The organism is Microbacterium sp. Z12_35, assembly GCF_058310475.1.
Genome location: NZ_JBZEGJ010000001.1, coordinates 701,823 through 719,862, shown reverse-complemented (window position 1 = coordinate 719,862; position 18,040 = coordinate 701,823). Strand labels below are relative to the sequence as shown.

Sequence of the window (18,040 nt, the reverse complement as noted above, 5' to 3'; positions counted from 1 at the left end):
AGAAGTCCTAACCTGGGGACATGACGACGACGTCCACAGATCTGCGCGACATTCCCTTCACGACCGCTGATGGCGGCACCGCGACGTTGGGCGACTATGGCGACAACGTGCTTCTGATCGTGAACGTCGCGTCCCGCTGCGGGCTGGCGCCGCAGTACGAGAAGCTCGAAGAACTCCAACGCACCTATGGCGACCGGGGCCTCACGGTCCTGGGCTTCCCGTGCAATCAGTTCATGGGGCAGGAGCCGGGCTCGATGGAAGACATCCTCGAGTACTGCTCCACCACGTGGGGCGTCACCTTCCCGATTCTCGAGAAGGTGCGTGTCAACGGATCGCACGCCGCTCCGCTGTACAAGGCGCTCAAGAGCGCGAAGGATGAGGAGGGCAAGCGCGGACCGATCCTCTGGAACTTCGAGAAGTTCGTCCTGACGCCCGACGGCGACGTGCACCGGTTCCGGCCGACCGTCACCCCCGACGACCCGGCGATCGTGTCGGTCATCGAGGACGCCCTCCCCCGCTGATGTGGACCGGCCGGGTGCCGGTCAGTCGGCGGCGACCCCTGCAGGCTCTTCCTCGACGACCGCGTTCCGCTCGGTCCACAACTGCCGGGTGATCTGCGCGAAGGCCGCCGGTGGTTGGGCGCCGCTGACGCCGTACTTCCCATCGAGGACGAAGAACGGCACGCCGTTGATCCCGTAGGCGGCGGCTTGCTCCTGGTCGTTGCGCACGTCGGAAAGATGGCGGTGCGACTCCAGCGCGGCTCGCGCCTCCGCAGCATCCAGCCCGACCTCGGCAGCCAGGGAGACGAGCTCCTCCTCCCGCCCGAGGTGACGACCCTCGATGAAGTACGCCGACATGAGCCGCTCGGCGAGCTCCAGCTGACGCCCCTGCGCCTTCGCGAAGTGCAGCAGCTCGTGCGCCTTCACCGTGTTGGTGTGGTGGACGAGGTCGAAGCGGTAATGGAGCCCGGCTTCGACGGCCACCCCCGTGACGCGGTCGAGCATCTGCTGTGCCTGCTCGCGTGAGATGCCTTTGTTGAGCGACAGGTAGTCCGCCTCGCCGCCTTCGAAGTCGACCGGAGTGTCCGGTGACAGTTCGAAGGAGTGGTACACCACCTCGACCTGGGGCGCGTCGTCGTCGCCGGCGACCTCGGCCAACCCCTTCTCCAGGTTGCGCTTGCCGATGTAGCACCACGGGCAGGCGATGTCGCTCCACACGTCGATCTTGATGGTTTCACTCACGTGCGGTGCAACCGCACAGTGTGCGTTCGCATTCCGCGCGGCGTATACCCGTCGGGCGCCCTCACCGAGGAACGACATCCAGGATGGGAAACAACGCGTCGCGGGGCGTCTCGTCCGGAATTTCGTTTCTCGGTGAAGGCGTGCCGTCAGAGCCCGCCCGGCGCGTCGATGGCACCGCCGAAACGCCGGTCGCGGTCGAGGTAGAGCTCGATCGCCTCCCACAGGTGCGTGCGGCGGAAGTCGGGCCAGAGCGTGTCGAGGAAAACGAACTCGGCGTAGGCCGACTCCCACAGGAGGAAGTTCGAGCTTCGCTGCTCGCCGCTCGAGCGGACGAACAGGTCGACGTCGGGCATGTCCGGTTGGTAGAGGTGACGCCGCACGAGCTTCTCGGTGATCGCGGACGGCCGGAGCTTTCCGGCAGCGATCTCTTCCCCCATCCGCCTCATCGCGTCGACGATCTCGATGCGCCCCCCGTAGTTCACGCACATCGTGAGAGTCAGCACGTCATTGCCCGCGGTCAGCTGCTCGGCGAACTGGAGCTCCTTGATCACCGACCCCCACAGGCGGGGCTTGCGCCCGGCCCACCGCACACGCACGCCCCACTCGTTGAGCTGGTCGCGGCGGCGATGGAGCACCTCGCGATTGAACCCCATGAGGAAGCGCACCTCGTCGGGAGAGCGCGTCCAGTTCTCGGTGGAGAACGCGTACACCGACAGATGCTTCACGCCCGCCTGAATCGCGCCGGCCACGACATCCAGCAGAGACGCTTCACCGGCGCGGTGCCCCTCCACCCGCGAAAGCCCGCGACGGTTGGCCCACCGCCCGTTGCCGTCCATGACGATGGCGACATGCTCCGGCACGGAGCCCTTGCGGAACTCCGGCGGGCGCTCCCCGGTCCAGTCGACAGGGCGAAAAGGCACCGCATCCTTGTGGGTGTAGGGCTTGGGGGTCATCGTCCCGTGTCCACGTGCTCGAGCGAACGGATGCCGCGCTCCAGATGCCACTGAGCGTAGGCCGCGATCAGGCCGGATGCGGCGGACATGGCACCGGGTGCCGCCTCATCCACCTGTGTCCAGTCGCCCCGCAGCAATGCGCGAAGGAGGGACGCGGTGGGAGCGGCGACGCGCGCCGACCCGACCGGCGCGCAGTTCGTGCACACCATTCCGCCGAGCTGGGCGACGAACGATTCGTGCTCGCCGGGAGCGCCGCAGCGCGCGCACTCCTCCAGCCCGGGGGCCCACCCGGACAACGCCATGGCACGCAGCATGTACGAATCCAGCACACTGCGTGAGGCATGCTCGCCGCGCGCCAGAGCCCGAAGGCCGCCGACGAGCAGGAGGTACTGCTGCGGCGTGGCCTCGGCTTCGTTCAACCGGTCGGCCGTCTCCACCATCGCGTTCGCTGAGGTGTAGCGGTCGTAATGCACGGCGATCTCGGCGCCGTACGCACCGACGGACTCGGCCTGCTGCACGATGTCGAGCGAGCGGCCCTGGTACAGCAGCACATCGGCGACCATGAACGGCTCCAGCCGCGACCCGAACCGCGAGGAGGTGCGGCGGACGCCCTTAGCCACCGCGCGGATCTTGCCGTGCTTGCGCCCGAGCATGGTCACGATGCGGTCCGCCTCCCCGAGCTTGTGGGTACGCAGGACCACAACCTCGTCGCGGTAGGTGGGCACTCCCCCATTATCCGCCGCGGGGCGCTTCCCGGCCTCTGCCCGCGCCGCGAGAATGGACGTGTGACCTCCCAGATGCTCATCATCCCGTTGTGGGCCGACCTGACCGCCGTGGGGCTCGGCGGTATCCAGGGCGCCCTGTTCGCGTCGGGCTTCCGCGGGCAGACGCGGCTGGACTTCCTCGGGGTCGCGATCATCGGCGTCATGATCGGGATGGGGGGCGGCCTCATCCGCGACCTGCTGCTCGGTGTCGTGCCCACGACCCTGCAGAGCAACTGGTACCTGCTCACCGCGGCCGGCGCCGCACTCGTCGGGATGCTCCTGGCGGGGATCTTCGAACGCTTGAACAAGGCGATCGTGGCGCTGGATGCTCTCGTCATCGGGCTGTTCGGAGCCTTCGGCACCAGTAAGGCCCTGGCTATCGGGCTTCCTCCGGTGCCCGCGGTGTTCGTCGGCGTGTGCTCGGCGGTGGGTGGCGGCGTTCTCCGCGATGTGCTGATGGGGCTCCCGGTGGCCATCATGCACGTCGGGTCTCTTTACGCCGTCGCGGCGGGGGCGGGGTGCGCCGTTCTCGCTACGGCCGCGACGCTGGGCGCTCCGCTCGAGATCGCCGCGATCGTGGGGATCGTGGTGACCACCGTGCTCCGCATCCTCGCGGTGATCTTCGACGTCTCTCTTCCGGAACAGCGGATGCTGCATCGCCGCAAGGTCGCCGTCGAGACCTCCGCGATCCCCGTCGTCCGCCCCGGCGACGCCTCCGACTGACCCCGCGCCTCCCGCGCGGCGAGAAACGACATTCCCGGCGAGAAACAACGCGACGCGCTGTTTCTCGCCGGAAATCCCCTGTTTCGCGGGGCCGCCCGGAGGGGTCAGACGGTGGCGAGTGACGGCGATTCGCTCCGCGCGCGGATGGCGCGGTTCACGGCCGAGACGACGGCCTTCAGCGACGCGGTGGAGATGTCGCCGTCGATGCCGACGCCCCACAGGCGCTGACCGTCCACCTGCAACTCCACGTAGGCGGCCGCCTGCGCGTCGCCGCCGGCGCTGAGCGTGTGCTCGACGTAGTCGTAGAGCGAGATGTCGAAGCCCCGCGACGAGAGGATGTCGAGGAACGCGTCGATCGGCCCGTTGCCGTGCCCCGTCGCATCCTCGACCTCTTCGCCGTCACGCAGGCGGATGACCAGTTCGACGTCTCCGGTCATCTCGCTCGAAGTGCGGGTCGCGACGAGCTCGAAGCGGCCCCACCGGTTGTCGGCGACGGAGGCCGGCAGGTACTCGTCGGTGAAGACATCCCAGATCTGTGCGCTCGTCACCTCGCCGCCGTCGGCGTCGGTCTTGGCCTGGATGACCCCGGAGAACTCGATCTGCAGGCGGCGCGGCAGGTCGAGGGCGTGATCCGTCTTCAGCAGGTACGCGACACCGCCCTTGCCCGACTGGGAGTTGACGCGGATCACGGCCTCGTACGACCGGCCGAGATCCTTGGGGTCGACCGGCAGGTACGGCACCGCCCATTCGATCTCGTCGACCGAGACGCCCGCGGCCTTGGCCCGCGCCTCCATCGCCTCGAAGCCCTTCTTGATCGCATCCTGGTGCGATCCGCTGAAGGCGGTGAAGACGAGGTCGCCGGCCCAGGGGCTCCGCTCGGGGACGGGGAGCTGGTTGCAGTACTCAACGGTGCGCTTGATCTGGTCGATGTCGCCGAAATCGATCTGCGGGTCGATCCCCTGCGTCAGCATGTTCACGCCCAGCGCGACCAGGTCGACGTTGCCCGTGCGCTCTCCGTTGCCGAACAAGCACCCCTCGATGCGGTCGGCGCCGGCCATGTATCCCAGCTCGGCGGCCGCGATCGCGGTGCCCCGGTCGTTGTGCGGATGCAGCGACAGGATGACGTTCTCGCGGTGGTTCAGGTGACGCGACATCCACTCGATCGAATCGGCGTAGATATTCGGGGTGGCCATCTCGACCGTGGCGGGAAGGTTGATGATCACCTTGCGCTCGGGGGTCGGTTCGAAGACCTCCAGCACCTGGTTGCAGATGTCGGCGGCGAACTCCAGCTCGGTGCCGGTGTAGCTCTCCGGCGAGTACTCGTAGAAGACCTCCACCTCCGGGACGGTCTTCTCGTACTGCCGGCAGAGCCGGGCGCCCTCGAGCGCGATGTCGATGATGCCCTGCTTGTCGGTGCGGAACACGACCTCGCGCTGCAGGACGCTCGTCGAGTTGTACAGGTGCACGATGGCGCGCTTCGCGCCGGCGATGGACTCGTAGGTGCGTGCGATGAGGTGCTCACGCGCCTGCGTCAGCACCTGGATGGTGACGTCATCCGGGATCAGGTCATCCTCGATCAGCTGACGGACGAAGTCGAAGTCGAGCTGGCTCGCGCTGGGGAAACCGACCTCGATCTCCTTGTACCCGAGGCTGACCAGCAGCTCGAACATCACGCGCTTGCGCTCAGGTGTCATCGGATCGATCAGGGCCTGGTTGCCGTCACGCAGATCCACAGCGCACCAGCGCGGTGCGGTCGTGATGCGGGCGTCGGGCCACGTGCGATCGGGCAGGTCGACGCGGATCTGCTCGTGGAACGGACGGTATTTGTGCGTCGGCATGCCCGACGGCTTCTGGGTGTTCTCCATGAGGGATTCGCTTCCGGTTTGTCGAGGATACGGGCCGACGACAAACTCCGCGACGAGGAAGGCCCTTAGAACGAGGCCTCGCCGCGGCAGCTAAGAAGGAGCCGACCGCCGGAAAGCACGATGTCAGGCTACACCAGCCCGTACGCGCGGTCGAACGTGGCATCCCCCGCCCGTGCGGGAATCGAGGACATCCTGGAGAAAGAGGCGCGGATGCGGCACCCCGCTCCTCGATACGCGGGATCCCCTCGATTTGCGCGACGGCAGGCGGCGCTCGAGGCTAGAAACCCAGGCGGCCGAGCTGTTTGGGGTCGCGCTGCCATTCCTTGGCGACGCGCACGTGGAGCTGCAGATTGACCTTCGTGCCCACGAGAGGCTCGATCTGAGCGCGTGCGCGCGCGCCGACGTCCCGCAGCCGCGAGCCCTTGTGGCCGATGATGATGGCCTTCTGGCTGTCGCGCTCGACGACGACATTGGCGAAGATGTCGGTCATCGAACCCGTCTCCCGCTTCGAGATGTCGTCGATCGTGACCGCGATCGAGTGCGGGAGCTCATCGCGGACCCCCTCCAGCGCCGCTTCGCGGATGATCTCGGCGATGCGATCCTCGGTGGACTCGTCGGTGACGACACCCTCCCCGTACAGCGGCGGACCCTCCGGCATGAGGCCGAGCAGCTCGCCCGCGAGCACGTCGAGCTGATCGTGGGTGAGGGCGGACAGCGGGATGACCGCGTGCCAGTCCTCGCGCAGCGCGTCCACCTCCAGCAGGCGCTCGGTGATCTGGTCGCGTCCGGCCGCGTCGGTCTTGGTGACGATCGCGACCTTTCTGGCGCGCGGATAGTTGCTGAGTGACTCGGCGATCCGTCGGTCTCCCGGGCCGACCTTCTCCGTGGCCGGCACGCAGAAGGCGATCACATCGACGTCGCCGAGCACCTGCTCGACGAGGTCGTTGAGGCGCTGCCCGAGGAGCGTGCGGGGACGATGGATGCCGGGGGTGTCCACGATCACCAGCTGACCTTCGGGACGGTTCAGGATGCCGCGGATGGCGCGCCGGGTCGTCTGAGGCTTCTCGCTGGTGATGGCCACCTTCTCGCCCACCAGCGCATTGGTCAGCGTCGACTTGCCCACGTTGGGCCGACCGACGAATGTCACGAAGCCGGACCGAGGTTCACTCATCGCCCTCTCCCTTCCGTGGCACGCGGATCTCTCCCGTGCGCAGTCGCGGGGGCGCCTCCTCGGCGGCCTCCGATTCTTCAGCGCGTTCGACGAAGACGGTGGAGATGCCTCGCCCTCTGCCGCGCGACGCTCCCCCGGTCATCGAGAGCCCCGCGTACTCGGCGGTGGCCCCGGGCTGCGGGATGCGGCCGAGCGCCTTGCCGAGCAGACCGCCGATGGAGTCCACCTCTTCGTCGTCGAGTTCGAGACCGAACAGATCGCCGACCTCGTCGAGACCGAGTCGTGCGCTCACGCGGAACCGCCCGGGCTCCAGCTCGCTGATCTCGGAGGAACGGGGGTCGTATTCGTCGGCGATGTCACCCACGAGCTCCTCGATGAGGTCTTCCAACGTCACGAGGCCCGACACTCCCCCGTATTCGTCGATGACGAGACAGACGTGCACCGCGTCGCGGCGCATCTGCTGCAGGAGCGTCTCGGCACGCATCGACTCCGGGACGAAGACGGCAGGACGGGCGATGCGGCGGATCGGGGCATCACGCCATCCGTCCTCGTCGCGGAAACCGAACTGCACGAGATCCTTGAGATACAGCATCCCCACGACGTCGTCCGCCTCGTCGTCGATCAGCGGGATGCGGGAGATCCCCTTCTCCAGGAAGAGGGTGAGCGCCTGGCGGGTGGTGGCTCCGGCATCGACGGAGACCATGTCGGTGCGGGGAACCATGACTTCACGGACGTAGCGGTCGGTGAAGTCGAACACCGAGTGAATGAGCTGGCGGTCATCCTGCTCGATCAGTTCGTTCTCCGCCGCCTCGTCGATGATGCTGAGCAGCTGTTCTTCGGACGCGAACGACGATCCCGGTGCCACCCCGGGGGTGACGCGGCTGCCGAGTGCCACCAGCCCGTAGGCGAGCGGTCCGAGAAGGATGCGCACGGCGCGGACCACGGGAGCTGTCGCCTGCAGGAGCCCGCGCGCATGCTGGCGGCCCACGGAACGCGGGCTGGCTCCGACGACCACGAACGAGATTCCCGTCATGATCACCGCGGCGACCAGTGCCGCCCACCCGATGTTCCCGAACAAGCGCACGAACGCCACGGTGACCAGTACGGCCGCGGTGGTCTCCCCCAGAACGCGGATGAAGGCGACCGCGTTGGCGTGGGCGTCGGGGTCGGCAGCGATCCGGCGGAGCGACGCGCCATTGCGGCCCTCGGAGCCGAGATCCGCGAGGTCCGCACGGGACGTCACGCCCAGCGCGGCCTCGAGAGCGACCATGAGGCCGCTGAACGCCACCAGCACGAGGGCAGCGAAGAGGAGGAGTACTTCGGTCATGTGCGACGGCGGCGCTCGGCCGACTGGAAGCCGACGATGAGGTCCTTCTGCAAGCCGAACATCTCCCGCTCCTCCTCCGGCTCGGCATGGTCGAACCCGAGAAGGTGGAGCAGCCCGTGGGTGGTGAGGAGGACGAGCTCGTCCTGTGTGGAGTGCTTCGCCGCCACCGCCTGAGTCTCGGCGACCTGCGGACACAGCACGATGTCACCGAGGAGCCCGGCGGGAGTGGGAACGTCTTCCGTGCCGGGGCGGAGCTCGTCCATGGGAAAGCTCAGCACATCGGTGGGGCCGGGCTCGTCCATCCACTGCACGTGCAGGGCTTCCATCGCCCCTTCATCGACGAGAACGATCGCGACGTCGGCATCCGGGCTGACGTGCAGCTCGGCGAGGTTGTACTCCATCAGCCGGAGGAGGACCTTCTCATCGACGTCCATGCCGGACTCGTTGTTGATCTCGATCGTCATGAGCGTCCTCGTCGGGGCAGGTGGTCGCGTGGCCCGGGGGCGCGCCCAGACCGCCGGTCGGCCCGGCTGGCGAATTCGGTCGCTTCGTCGCGCTCCCGCTTGGATACCAGCCGCTTCTCGTCGTACTCGCTGTACGCGTCGACGATGCGGCCCACCAACGTGTGGCGGACGACATCTTCGCTCGTGAGGTAGGAGAAGTTGATGTCGTCGACGTTCGAGAGGATGCGGGTGACCAGGCGGAGGCCGGAACTGCCCTGCGGTAGGTCGACCTGTGTGATGTCGCCGGTGACAACCATGCGGGTGCCGAATCCGAGACGGGTGAGGAACATCTTCATCTGCTCGGGCGTGGTGTTCTGTGCCTCGTCAAGGACGACGAAAGAGTCGTTGAGCGTGCGACCGCGCATGTAGGCGAGGGGAGCGACTTCGATCGTGCCCGTCGCCATGAGCTTCGGCACGATCTCGGGGTCCATCATCTCGTTCAGCGCGTCGTACAGCGGCCGAAGGTAGGGGTCGATCTTGTCGGTGAGCGTTCCAGGGAGGAACCCGAGCCGCTCCCCGGCCTCGACCGCCGGACGCGTCAGGATGATGCGGCTGACCTCTTTGCGCTGCAGAGCCTGGACGGCCTTGGCCATGGCGAGGTAGGTCTTACCCGTCCCGGCGGGACCGATGCCGAACACGATCGTGCTCTCTTCGATGGCGTCGACGTACGCCTTCTGCCCCAGAGTCTTCGGCCGGATCACCTTCCCGCGGGAGGACAGGATCGCCTCCCCCAGCACTTCGGACGGTCGCAGCCCCCCGCCGGCGTCGGCGGCGTTGCGCAGGATGCGGCTGGAGCTCGACACGTCGGCGGGATCCAGTCCGTGACCGGCCCGCGTCATCGACAGCAGCTCGTCCACCAACTCCCGCGCACGGGCGACGGCCTCGGCCGGACCCGTCAGAGTGATCTCGTTTCCACGGACGAGCACGTCCACATCCGGATGTTCCTTCTCCACGACCCGCAGCAGGCGGTCCTGCGGACCGAGAAGCTGCACCATCGCCACGCCGTCCGCGTAGACGCGATCGACGGAAATGCCGGAATCATCAGCCACCGAGGCTCTTTTCATCAAGGTCACCCGCGAGGACGTGGGCGTGGACATGGAAGACGGTCTGACCGGCGCCGGGGCCGGTGTTGAAGACGAGACGGAAGTCGCCGCCGGCCTGTTCAGCCGCGACGCTACTGGCGAGCCCGACAAGCTCCGCCAGGAGTCCCGGATCCCCGGCGGCCAGCTCGACGACGTTGCGGTAGGCGCTCGTCTTCGGGATCACCAGCAGATGCACGGGCGCCTTCGGCGCGACGTCCCTGATGGCGAACGCGTTCTCCGTCTCGGCGATGATCTCGCCGGGGACTTCGCCCTCGAGGATGCGCGTGAAGATCGACGGTTCGCTCATACGTCCAGTCTATCGACGGGCCGCCCACCCCAGGCGGGGCGGGTCACCAGCGGCCGAGGGCCACGTTCGCCACCGAGAGAGCTGCGGCGCCTGCAGTCGAGGTGCGGAGCACTGCCGCGCCGAGGCGCACGGGCTCTGCTCCGGCCGCGGTGAGCGCAGCGATCTCGCCCGGCGACACGCCGCCCTCGGGCCCGACGACCAGGGCGATGTCGCGCGCGTCGGCACCGAGGTCGAGCCCGGACAGCGGCAAGGACGCGGACGGTTCGAGGACCAGCATCCGCACTGCCGGTGACAGCGCCGAGAGTGCCGTCGTGTCGACCGGCTCGGTCACCTCCGGCAGCCACGCGCGGTGCGCCTGCTTGGCCGCCTCTCGGACGATCGTGCGCCAGCGGCCGAGGGCCTTTTCGACTTTGCCATCCCACCGCGACACGCTGCGCTCCGCTTGCCAGGGAATGATCCGGTCCACGCCCAGCTCGGTGGCCGCTTGCACGGCGAGCTCGTCGCGGTCGCCCTTTGCGAGGGCTTGCACGAGGATCAGTCGCGGGGCCGGCGCCGGCACCTCGGTTCGGGCCGAGACCCGGACGACGACCTCCCGCGCCGACACGGAGGTCGCGGCGCCGTCGAGCCACACCCCGCGTCCGTTCCCCACGGTCACGCCCTCCCCGGACCGGAGGCGCCGCACGTTCGCCGCATGGTGCGCCTCCGCGCCGGTGAGGACCACGTCGCCGCCCGGCTGCGCGTCGGTCGCCTCCTCGGTGAGGAAGTGCAGCGCCACGGCTCAGGCGTTTCGGAAGCGGTCGCGCAGCTTCGCGAACAGCCCCTGGTGGAACTCCGCCAGCCGCGGCTCGGGCGGCTTCGCCCGCCGGGCGAACTCCTCGATGAGCGCACGCTCCTTGCCGTCCAGCCGCGTGGGGGTGACCACGTGCACGCCGACCCGCAGATCGCCGCGCTGAGTGCCGCGCAACGGGGTGACGCCGCGGCCCTTGATGGTCAGGACATCGCCGGATTGCACGCCGGGGCGCAGCTCGAGTTCGACCTCGCCATCCAGAGCTTCGATGGTGGTCTCCGTGCCGAGGATGGCGTCGGGCATCGACACCTCCAGCGTCGCCAGAAGATCGTCGCCCTCCCGGCTGAACACCTCGTGCGGCGCGACGTTGATCTCGAGATAAAGGTCGCCGTTCGGCCCGCCGGCGGGACCGACCTCGCCGGACCCCGGCAACTGCAGCCGCAGCCCCGTCTCGACGCCCGCAGGAATGTCGACCGACACCGTGCGACGCGAGCGGACCCGGCCCTGGCCCTGGCACGTGGCGCAGGGGTAGGGGATGGTCGTGCCGTATCCCTGGCACGTCGCGCAGGGCTGCGAGGTGACCACGTTGCCGAGGAGGCTCCGCACGGTCCGCTGAACATTGCCGGTGCCGTGGCAGATGTCGCACGTGACCTCGGACGTGCCGGGCTGACAGCAGGAACCCTGACACGTCTCGCACAGCACGGCGGTGTCGACCTCGAGGTCGCGATGCGCGCCGAACACGACGTCGCCGAGCTCCAGCGTCACCCGAACGAGCGCATCCTGGCCGCGCTCACGCCGCGACCGCGGGCGCCCACCGCGCCCGCCGCCGCCCGTGCTTCCGAAGAAGGACTCGAAGATGTCGCTGAAGCCGCCGAAGCCGGCGGCACCGCCCCCGCCGAACGGGTTCGAGTCGCCGCCCATGTCGTAGCGGCGGCGCTGTTCCGGGTCGCTCAGAACGTCGTACGCATGCGTGACGAGCTTGAACTTCTCCGCTGCATCCTCGCCGGGATTGACGTCGGGGTGCAGTTCGCGCGCCAAACGCCGGTAGGCACGCTTGATCTCGTCCACGGACGCGTCGCGCGCGACGCCGAGGACCTCGTAGTGGTCAGCCACAGTCGCCTTCCTGCCCGCAGAGCGCGGGATCGTTCGGGAACCGGATGCCCGCCTCAGCGGCTGTTCTCGTCCTCTTCGAGCATCCGGGTCAGATAGTGCGCGACGGCGCGAACCGTCGCGAGATTGGAGGGGTAGTCCATTCGGGTCGGACCGAGCAGACCCACGCGTGCACCACTGGCAGGTGCGTCGTAGTCGCTGATGAGCACGGAGGCCTCGGGGAGGCCGAACGGTTCGTTCTCGCGCCCGATACTCGCCGAGAGTCCCTGTTCATCCGCGACCATCTCGCTCATCAGACGGAGCAGGGTCACCTGCTCCTCGATTGCTTCGAGGAGCGGGTAGATGCTGCCTCGGAAGTCAGACTCCCGCCGCGCGAGGGTCGCCGTGCCGGCCATCACCAGGCGGTCCTGGCGGAATTCCTCGAGCTCCTCGGCGAGCACGCGAAGGATGGGGTGCGCGATCGCGTCCAGTCCGCCGCCGGCAGGCGCAGCGCCGTTCAGGAGGGCCGTGAGCCGCTCCGCGCCGTCCCGCACCGAGCGCCCGACCACCAGCGCCCCGATGCGGGCTCGCAGCTGGACGAGCTCAGCGTCGGTGGGTGCCTCGCGGGCGAGCGCGATCCGCTGCGTGACACGGCCGGTGTCGGTCACGACGACCACCAGCATCCGGCCGCCGCCGAGCCCCACCAGCTCGACGTGGGTGACGTTCGCGGCGGCGAACGACGGATACTGCACCATCGCGACCTGCCCGGTCAGACGAGTGAGGGCACGGACGGTGCGCGCCAGCAGATCGTCCAGGTCGCCGGAATCGCCCAGAAACGACGCGATGGCGGAGCGTTGGGCCGGCGTGAGGGGGCGGAGGCCGGCGAGGTGATCGACGAAGACGCGGTATCCCTTGTCGGTGGGGACGCGTCCCGAGGAGGTATGCGGGGCGGTGATGAGCTCTTCGTCTTCGAGCAGCGCCATGTCGTTGCGGATCGTGGCGGCCGAGACGCCGAACGCGTGGCGATCGACGATGGCCTTGCTGCCGACGGGCTCACGCGTATCGACGTAATCCTGCACGATGGCTCGCAGCACCTGGAGACCGCGTTCCGTGACCATGGCGCTCCTCCCCTACGAACGTTGGCACTCGTCATCCCTGAGTGCCAATTCTAGCGGATGAGTGTGGACGTCAGCCGGAAGCTCACCGCGTCAGCGTGTGCACGACAGCATCCGCCAGCAGGCGCCCACGACGAGTGAGCACCACGCGCCCGCGCACGGCTTCGCCGCCCTCCACGAGACCGTCCGCCACGAGCCCGGCCACGGCGTGGCGTCCCTCGGCCAGGAGCTCGGCCACGGGGATGCCCTCCCGGATGCGCGAGCGCAACAGCACCGCCTCGAGCCGCTGGGCGTCGGCGTCCGGTCGCTCCCGTCCGGCCGCGGGCGACTGGCCCTGCGCGAGCCGGGCGGCGTACGCGGCCGGGTGGCGGACGTTCCACCATCGGACTCCCCCGACATGACTGTGCGCGCCAGGGCCGTAGCCCCACCAGTCGGTGCCGCGCCAGTACGCCAGATTGTGCCGGGAGCGCTGCTCGGGGGTGCGTGCCCAGTTCGACACCTCGTACCAGTGGAGCCCCGCCGCCTCCAGCAGGTCGTCGGCCAGTTCGTACATGTCGGCCTCGAGGTCGTCGTCGGGCTCGGCGAGCTCCCCGCGCCGGATCTGCCGCGCGAGCTTCGTGCCGTCCTCGACGATCAGCGCGTAGGCCGAAAGATGGTCGGGTTCGAGCGAGATGGCCTCCTCCAGGGAGGAGCGCCAGTCTCCGAGCGACTCACCGGGGGTGCCGTAGATGAGATCGAGGCTCACGTCGAGGCCGGCCCGTCGCGCGGCAGCGACGGCGGTCCGGACGTTCGCGGGATTGTGCGTGCGGTCCAGAGCCGCCAAGACGTGAGGTTGCGCGGACTGCATGCCGATGGACATCCGGGTGACGCCGGCGGCGGCCAGTTCGACGGCGACGGCGTCGGTCACGGTGTCCGGATTGGCCTCGACGGTCACCTCCGCGCCGGGGACGACTCCGAACGCGCCTCGGACGCCGTCCAGCATCCGTGCGAGGTCGCCCGGCGGAAGCAGGGTCGGTGTTCCGCCACCGAGGAACACCGTGGATGCCGGTCGCACCTCTCCGGTGGCCGCGAGGACGCCGACCGACATGTCGATCTCTCGGAGGAGAGTGTCGGCGTACTGGTCCTGCCGGGCGCCGCGGAGTTCGGAGGCGGTGTAGGTGTTGAAGTCGCAGTACCCGCACCGCACTCGGCAGAACGGCACGTGGAGGTACGCCCCGAAATCGGCCGCGGGATCGGTATGGATGTCAGCAGGGAGGGCTCCGTCAAGCGGTGCGGGCTCGCCGAGAGGAAGAGCAGCGCCCATCAGCGCGACGTCGCGTACAGCGGAGAGATCGCGCGCAGGTACCGCTGGAACAGGTCACGACGCCGGTGGCGGATGAGCCGCGGGTAGAGCCGGTAGAGCAGCGCAGCAGGAGCGTCGAAGGCCCGGACGGTGAACCACACCTCGTCGTTCTCGCGCCACTCGAGCAGGAACAGCTCCTCGCCGCTGACGACGGAGTCTCCGACCGTCCCGAGGATGAAGCCCACGCGACGCGGCTCTTCGCTGACGGAGATCACACGTAGTTCGGCGTCGACGCGCATCCGGCGCACGCGACCGCGCAGGCGCACCGTCGTACCGGGGGCCACGAACGGGGTGCCGTCCGCGTCGAATCGCTGGTCGGATTCGAGCCGGCTGGGGGCGACCGGATTGCCCTCGGCGTCGTAGCCGACGCCGGCATACATCGGCCCCTGCGCGGGGCGGACGTCGGTGAGCGAGAGACCCCCCTCGCGCTGCGCAGCCCAGGACAGGAGAGCTTCACTCGCCACCGCGAAACGCTCCTCGCCGCTGCCGATCCGCCAGCTCTCCTCCGCGGGAATGGACCGCTCCGGCGGGTAGTGCATGAGGTCGGGTGCCTGGGTCGCTCCCACGGCGGCGTAGTCGACCGTCTCGTCTCGAAAGGTCCCACGGCGCATGCATCCAGGGTACTTCGGGTTTCCCGTGTGGCGCCCGTGATCTCCCCAGCCCTGTGGAACATGCTCCGATTCGGGCGGTCTCCCGCGGCCCGGCGCCCGGGCGCGGGCTACTTCTTGGTGTCGATGTCGCCGGAGAGAGCGGCGATGAACGCCTCCTGCGGCACCTCGACCCGGCCGACCATCTTCATGCGCTTCTTGCCCTCTTTCTGCTTCTCGAGGAGCTTGCGCTTGCGGGTGATGTCACCGCCGTAGCACTTGGCGAGCACGTCCTTGCGGATGGCGCGGATGTTCTCACGGGCGATGATGCGCGCGCCGATCGCCGCCTGGATGGGGACCTCGAACTGCTGGCGCGGGATGAGCTTGCGCAGGCGCTCGGTCATCAGTGTGCCGTAGGCGTAGGCCTTCTCCCGGTGCACGATCGAGCTGAAGGCGTCCACCTTCTCGCCCTGGAGGAGGATGTCGACCTTCACGAGGTCGGCCTCCTGCGAGCCGGCGGGCTCGTAGTCGAGGCTCGCATACCCCTGCGTGCGGCTCTTGAGCTGGTCGAAGAAGTCGAACACGATCTCGCCGAGCGGCATGTTGTACCGCAGCTCGACGCGGTCCTCGCTCAGGTAGTCCATGCCGAGGAGGGTGCCCCGGCGGGACTGGCAGAGTTCCATCACCGTGCCGACGTAATCCTTCGGCAGCAGGATCGCCGCCTTGACCATGGGCTCCGACACCGAAGCGACCCGCCCGTCCGGGTACTCGCTGGGGTTGGTGACGGTGATGGTCTCCCCCGTGTCGGTGGTGACGGTGTAGATCACCGACGGCGCCGTGGTGATGAGGTCGAGTCCGAACTCGCGGGCGAGGCGCTCGGTGATGATCTCCAGGTGCAACAGCCCGAGGAAACCGGCCCGGAACCCGAATCCGAGCGCCACCGAGGTCTCAGGCTCGTACTGCAGGGATGCGTCGGAGAGCTTGAGCTTGTCGAGCGCCTCACGCAGGTCGGCGTAGTCGCTGCCGTCGATCGGGTAAATGCCCGAGAACACCATCGGTTTGGGATCGGTGTACCCCGGCAGGGCGTCGGTCGCGGGCTTGCGGTGCGTGGTGATGGTGTCACCCACCTTGGACTGGCGGACGTCCTTCACACCGGTGATGAGGTAGCCGACCTCGCCAACGCCGAGCCCCTGGGTGGGCGTGGGTTCGGGGCTGGACACCCCGATCTCGAGGAGTTCGTGGGTGGCCTTGGACGACATCATCTGGATGCGCTCACGCGGATCGAGCTTGCCGTCGATCATGCGCACATACGTGACGACGCCGCGGTACGCGTCGTACACGGAGTCGAAGATCATGGCGCGGGTGGGGCCTTCGGCCTTGCCCTGGGGTGCCGGAATCTCTTGGACGATCCGGTCGAGGAGCTCTTCGACGCCCTGGCCGGTCTTGCCGCTCACCCGCAGGACATCATCGGGGCTCCCACCGATCAGTCCGGCAAGCTCAGCGGCGAACTTCTCGGGGTCAGCCGCGGGGAGGTCGATCTTGTTGAGCACCGGGATGATGTGCAGGTCGTTCTCGAGCGCGAGATAGAGGTTCGCCAGGGTCTGCGCCTCGATCCCCTGCGCGGCGTCGACGAGGAGGACCGCACCCTCGCACGCGGCAAGAGACCGGCTGACCTCGTACGTGAAGTCCACGTGCCCGGGCGTGTCGATCATGTTCAGCGCGTAGGTCTGGGAGGCCGAGGCCCACGGCATACGGACGGCCTGGCTCTTGATCGTGATGCCACGCTCGCGCTCGATGTCCATGCGGTCGAGGTACTGCGCACGCATGTCGCGGTCGGCGACGACACCGGTGATCCCCAGCATCCGATCGGCCAGCGTCGACTTGCCGTGGTCGATGTGGGCGATGATGCAGAAGTTTCGGATCAGCTCGGGCGGGGTCGCGGACGGCGCGAGAGGCTGTAGGGCACGGGGTGACATGTCCCCTCGATTCTACGGGCGCGGCGCGCGCGGCGCGGGCAGTCGCCGCATCCCCTCCACGAGCGCCTCTCGATCGCTCGCCACGCACACGCGGATCCACCCCTCGCCGGACGCCCCGAACGCGGAGCCGGGGGCCACTGCCACACCACGCTCGTCCAGGAACCGCTCGCACCATGCCGCCACGTTTCCCTCGGTCGCGTGCGACATGTCGATCCAGAGGTAGAAGGCGCCGCTGGGCTCGAGATAGGTGAATCCCCCGTCGTCGAGCACCGCTGTGGCGGCTCTGAGGTTGGCGGCGTAGTGCGCTCCCGCCGCGATGACGCCGTCCTGAGGTCCGGTGAGAGCTTCGAGGGCGGCGTACTGCGCGGCGGTGTCGACGCAACTGATCGCCGCCTCCTGCACGCGAAGCATCGTCTCGGTCATCCCCGGCGGGGTGACGAGCCATCCGACTCGCGCACCGGTCATGGCGTAGGTCTTGGAGGTCGAGAACACCGTGAACACGCGCCCGTCGGTGTCGAACCTGGCTGCGCTGGCGTGTGGAGCACCCCACGTGAACCGTTCGTACACCTCGTCGCTGATGAGCCACAGATCGTGCCGACGGGCGAACGCGACGAGCTCGGCGATGAGGTCGGGGGCGTAGGTGACTCCGAGGGGGTTCGACGGCGAGTTGATCACGATCGCACGGGTGCGCGGTGTGACCAGCTGCGCAAGGGTGTCGGGGTCGGGCGCGAAGCCGCGTACGGCTTCGAGTCGGTACGGCACGGGCCGGGCCTGGAGCATATGAGCGTTCATCGTGAAGGTGGTGTAGCCCGGGTCGGGAACGAGAACCTCGTCGCCGGCGCTGAGCGCGAGCGTCATCGCCTGGTGCAGCGCCTGCGTTCCCCCCACGGTGACCCAGATCTGCTCGACGTCGACGTCGAGGTCGTTCTCGCGTGCGAGCTTGGCGACGATCGCCTCGCGGAGCGGCCGGATGCCGCCGTTGGGCGTGTAGCGGGTCGCACCGTCCGTCCACGCCTGCGCGCCTGCCGCGCGGATCCGCTCCGCGACGGCCTCCCCGGGCTCGCCGACGGACAGGATGATCGTCCCCGGGCGCCGCAGCGCGATCTCCAGAATCCGGCGCACGCCCGACCCCGGCATGTCGTCGATGTGCGCGGAGACGTGCGGCATGCCGCCATCGTAGGGGGCGCCCCCCATCTCCGAACCCAGGC

At 68.6% G+C, this 18,040-nt stretch carries 18 protein-coding genes; 2 read left to right on the top strand and 16 right to left on the bottom strand.

What is annotated here, in order from left to right:
• The first annotated feature begins 20 nt into the window (after positions 1 to 20).
• Positions 21 to 521, top strand: a complete 501-nt coding sequence (locus tag AC4FS1_RS03630) for a glutathione peroxidase (protein ID WP_491152727.1) — start codon at positions 21 to 23, stop codon at positions 519 to 521.
• Positions 522 to 542: 21 nt separating this feature from the next.
• Here AC4FS1_RS03630 and AC4FS1_RS03625 read toward each other — a convergent pair whose 3' ends face one another.
• From AC4FS1_RS03625 to recO, 3 genes are all read right to left on the bottom strand, one after another.
• Positions 543 to 1,241: a DsbA family oxidoreductase gene (locus AC4FS1_RS03625; RefSeq protein ID WP_491152725.1), complete on the bottom strand. Its 699-nt coding sequence runs from the start codon at positions 1,239 to 1,241 to the stop codon at positions 543 to 545.
• Between the two features lie 146 nt (positions 1,242 to 1,387).
• A complete protein-coding gene (locus tag AC4FS1_RS03620; RefSeq protein WP_491152722.1) occupies positions 1,388 to 2,194 on the bottom strand; it encodes an isoprenyl transferase in 807 nt (268 codons plus the stop codon).
• The gene (gene recO / locus AC4FS1_RS03615; protein WP_491152720.1) at positions 2,191 to 2,919 is read right to left on the bottom strand and encodes a DNA repair protein RecO; all 729 of its coding nucleotides are present in this window, start codon (positions 2,917 to 2,919) and stop codon (positions 2,191 to 2,193) included. The genes AC4FS1_RS03620 and recO overlap by 4 nt, the downstream gene beginning before the upstream one ends.
• 72 nt (positions 2,920 to 2,991) lie before the next feature.
• On the opposite strand from recO, the gene AC4FS1_RS03610 reads away from it, so the two are divergent.
• Positions 2,992 to 3,681: a trimeric intracellular cation channel family protein gene (locus AC4FS1_RS03610; protein ID WP_491155635.1), complete on the top strand. Its 690-nt coding sequence runs from the start codon at positions 2,992 to 2,994 to the stop codon at positions 3,679 to 3,681.
• A gap of 104 nt (positions 3,682 to 3,785) precedes the next feature.
• Here AC4FS1_RS03610 and leuA read toward each other — a convergent pair whose 3' ends face one another.
• The 13 genes from leuA to AC4FS1_RS03545 all read right to left on the bottom strand — a co-directional run bounded on the left by leuA (position 3,786) and on the right by AC4FS1_RS03545 (position 17,999).
• On the bottom strand, positions 3,786 to 5,546 hold the full coding sequence (gene leuA / locus AC4FS1_RS03605) for a 2-isopropylmalate synthase (protein WP_491152718.1): 1,761 nt from the start codon (positions 5,544 to 5,546) through the stop codon (positions 3,786 to 3,788).
• A gap of 277 nt (positions 5,547 to 5,823) precedes the next feature.
• Positions 5,824 to 6,717, bottom strand: a complete 894-nt coding sequence (era, locus tag AC4FS1_RS03600) for a GTPase Era (RefSeq protein ID WP_491152717.1) — start codon at positions 6,715 to 6,717, stop codon at positions 5,824 to 5,826.
• Positions 6,710 to 8,044, bottom strand: a complete 1,335-nt coding sequence (locus tag AC4FS1_RS03595; RefSeq protein WP_491152715.1) for a hemolysin family protein — start codon at positions 8,042 to 8,044, stop codon at positions 6,710 to 6,712. Before AC4FS1_RS03595 ends, era begins: the two co-directional genes overlap by 8 nt.
• Positions 8,041 to 8,508, bottom strand: a complete 468-nt coding sequence (gene ybeY / locus AC4FS1_RS03590; protein WP_491152713.1) for an rRNA maturation RNase YbeY — start codon at positions 8,506 to 8,508, stop codon at positions 8,041 to 8,043. Before ybeY ends, AC4FS1_RS03595 begins: the two co-directional genes overlap by 4 nt.
• Positions 8,505 to 9,611, bottom strand: a complete 1,107-nt coding sequence (locus AC4FS1_RS03585; protein WP_491152711.1) for a PhoH family protein — start codon at positions 9,609 to 9,611, stop codon at positions 8,505 to 8,507. Before AC4FS1_RS03585 ends, ybeY begins: the two co-directional genes overlap by 4 nt.
• The gene (locus AC4FS1_RS03580; RefSeq protein WP_491152710.1) at positions 9,589 to 9,936 is read right to left on the bottom strand and encodes an HIT domain-containing protein; all 348 of its coding nucleotides are present in this window, start codon (positions 9,934 to 9,936) and stop codon (positions 9,589 to 9,591) included. Before AC4FS1_RS03580 ends, AC4FS1_RS03585 begins: the two co-directional genes overlap by 23 nt.
• Before the next feature lie 43 nt (positions 9,937 to 9,979).
• Positions 9,980 to 10,711, bottom strand: a complete 732-nt coding sequence (locus AC4FS1_RS03575) for a 16S rRNA (uracil(1498)-N(3))-methyltransferase (RefSeq protein WP_491152708.1) — start codon at positions 10,709 to 10,711, stop codon at positions 9,980 to 9,982.
• A gap of 3 nt (positions 10,712 to 10,714) precedes the next feature.
• Positions 10,715 to 11,836, bottom strand: a complete 1,122-nt coding sequence (gene dnaJ, locus AC4FS1_RS03570) for a molecular chaperone DnaJ (RefSeq protein ID WP_491152706.1) — start codon at positions 11,834 to 11,836, stop codon at positions 10,715 to 10,717.
• Positions 11,837 to 11,889: 53 nt separating this feature from the next.
• Positions 11,890 to 12,930 (bottom strand): heat-inducible transcriptional repressor HrcA, encoded by a 1,041-nt coding sequence (hrcA, locus tag AC4FS1_RS03565; protein WP_491152704.1) that lies wholly within the window; start codon positions 12,928 to 12,930, stop codon positions 11,890 to 11,892.
• Positions 12,931 to 13,012: 82 nt separating this feature from the next.
• Entirely contained in the window at positions 13,013 to 14,230 is a 1,218-nt protein-coding gene (gene hemW / locus AC4FS1_RS03560; protein WP_491152702.1) for a radical SAM family heme chaperone HemW, read from the bottom strand.
• Positions 14,230 to 14,880 carry a DUF1990 domain-containing protein gene (locus tag AC4FS1_RS03555; protein ID WP_491152700.1) on the bottom strand — a complete coding sequence of 217 codons (651 nt, stop codon included), beginning with the start codon at positions 14,878 to 14,880 and terminating at the stop codon, positions 14,230 to 14,232. The genes hemW and AC4FS1_RS03555 overlap by 1 nt, the downstream gene beginning before the upstream one ends.
• Before the next feature lie 107 nt (positions 14,881 to 14,987).
• Positions 14,988 to 16,832 (bottom strand): translation elongation factor 4, encoded by a 1,845-nt coding sequence (gene lepA / locus AC4FS1_RS03550; RefSeq protein WP_491152698.1) that lies wholly within the window; start codon positions 16,830 to 16,832, stop codon positions 14,988 to 14,990.
• A 12-nt stretch (positions 16,833 to 16,844) separates the two neighbouring features.
• Positions 16,845 to 17,999 (bottom strand): pyridoxal phosphate-dependent aminotransferase, encoded by a 1,155-nt coding sequence (locus AC4FS1_RS03545; RefSeq protein ID WP_491152696.1) that lies wholly within the window; start codon positions 17,997 to 17,999, stop codon positions 16,845 to 16,847.
• Positions 18,000 to 18,040 lie beyond the last annotated feature (41 nt).

Coding starts and splice junctions, on each gene's coding strand:
- hrcA (WP_491152704.1), bottom strand. CDS start 12,930: ATGGTCACGGAACGCGGTCTCCAGGTGCTGCGAGCCATCGTGCAGGAT.
- era (WP_491152717.1), bottom strand. CDS start 6,717: ATGAGTGAACCTCGGTCCGGCTTCGTGACATTCGTCGGTCGGCCCAAC.
- AC4FS1_RS03580 (WP_491152710.1), bottom strand. CDS start 9,936: ATGAGCGAACCGTCGATCTTCACGCGCATCCTCGAGGGCGAAGTCCCC.
- leuA (WP_491152718.1), bottom strand. CDS start 5,546: ATGGAGAACACCCAGAAGCCGTCGGGCATGCCGACGCACAAATACCGT.
- AC4FS1_RS03545 (WP_491152696.1), bottom strand. CDS start 17,999: ATGCCGCACGTCTCCGCGCACATCGACGACATGCCGGGGTCGGGCGTG.
- hemW (WP_491152702.1), bottom strand. CDS start 14,230: ATGGGCGCTGCTCTTCCTCTCGGCGAGCCCGCACCGCTTGACGGAGCC.
- lepA (WP_491152698.1), bottom strand. CDS start 16,832: ATGTCACCCCGTGCCCTACAGCCTCTCGCGCCGTCCGCGACCCCGCCC.
- AC4FS1_RS03555 (WP_491152700.1), bottom strand. CDS start 14,880: ATGCGCCGTGGGACCTTTCGAGACGAGACGGTCGACTACGCCGCCGTG.
- AC4FS1_RS03620 (WP_491152722.1), bottom strand. CDS start 2,194: ATGACCCCCAAGCCCTACACCCACAAGGATGCGGTGCCTTTTCGCCCT.
- ybeY (WP_491152713.1), bottom strand. CDS start 8,508: ATGACGATCGAGATCAACAACGAGTCCGGCATGGACGTCGATGAGAAG.
- AC4FS1_RS03595 (WP_491152715.1), bottom strand. CDS start 8,044: ATGACCGAAGTACTCCTCCTCTTCGCTGCCCTCGTGCTGGTGGCGTTC.
- AC4FS1_RS03610 (WP_491155635.1), top strand. CDS start 2,992: ATGCTCATCATCCCGTTGTGGGCCGACCTGACCGCCGTGGGGCTCGGC.
- AC4FS1_RS03585 (WP_491152711.1), bottom strand. CDS start 9,611: ATGAAAAGAGCCTCGGTGGCTGATGATTCCGGCATTTCCGTCGATCGC.
- AC4FS1_RS03630 (WP_491152727.1), top strand. CDS start 21: ATGACGACGACGTCCACAGATCTGCGCGACATTCCCTTCACGACCGCT.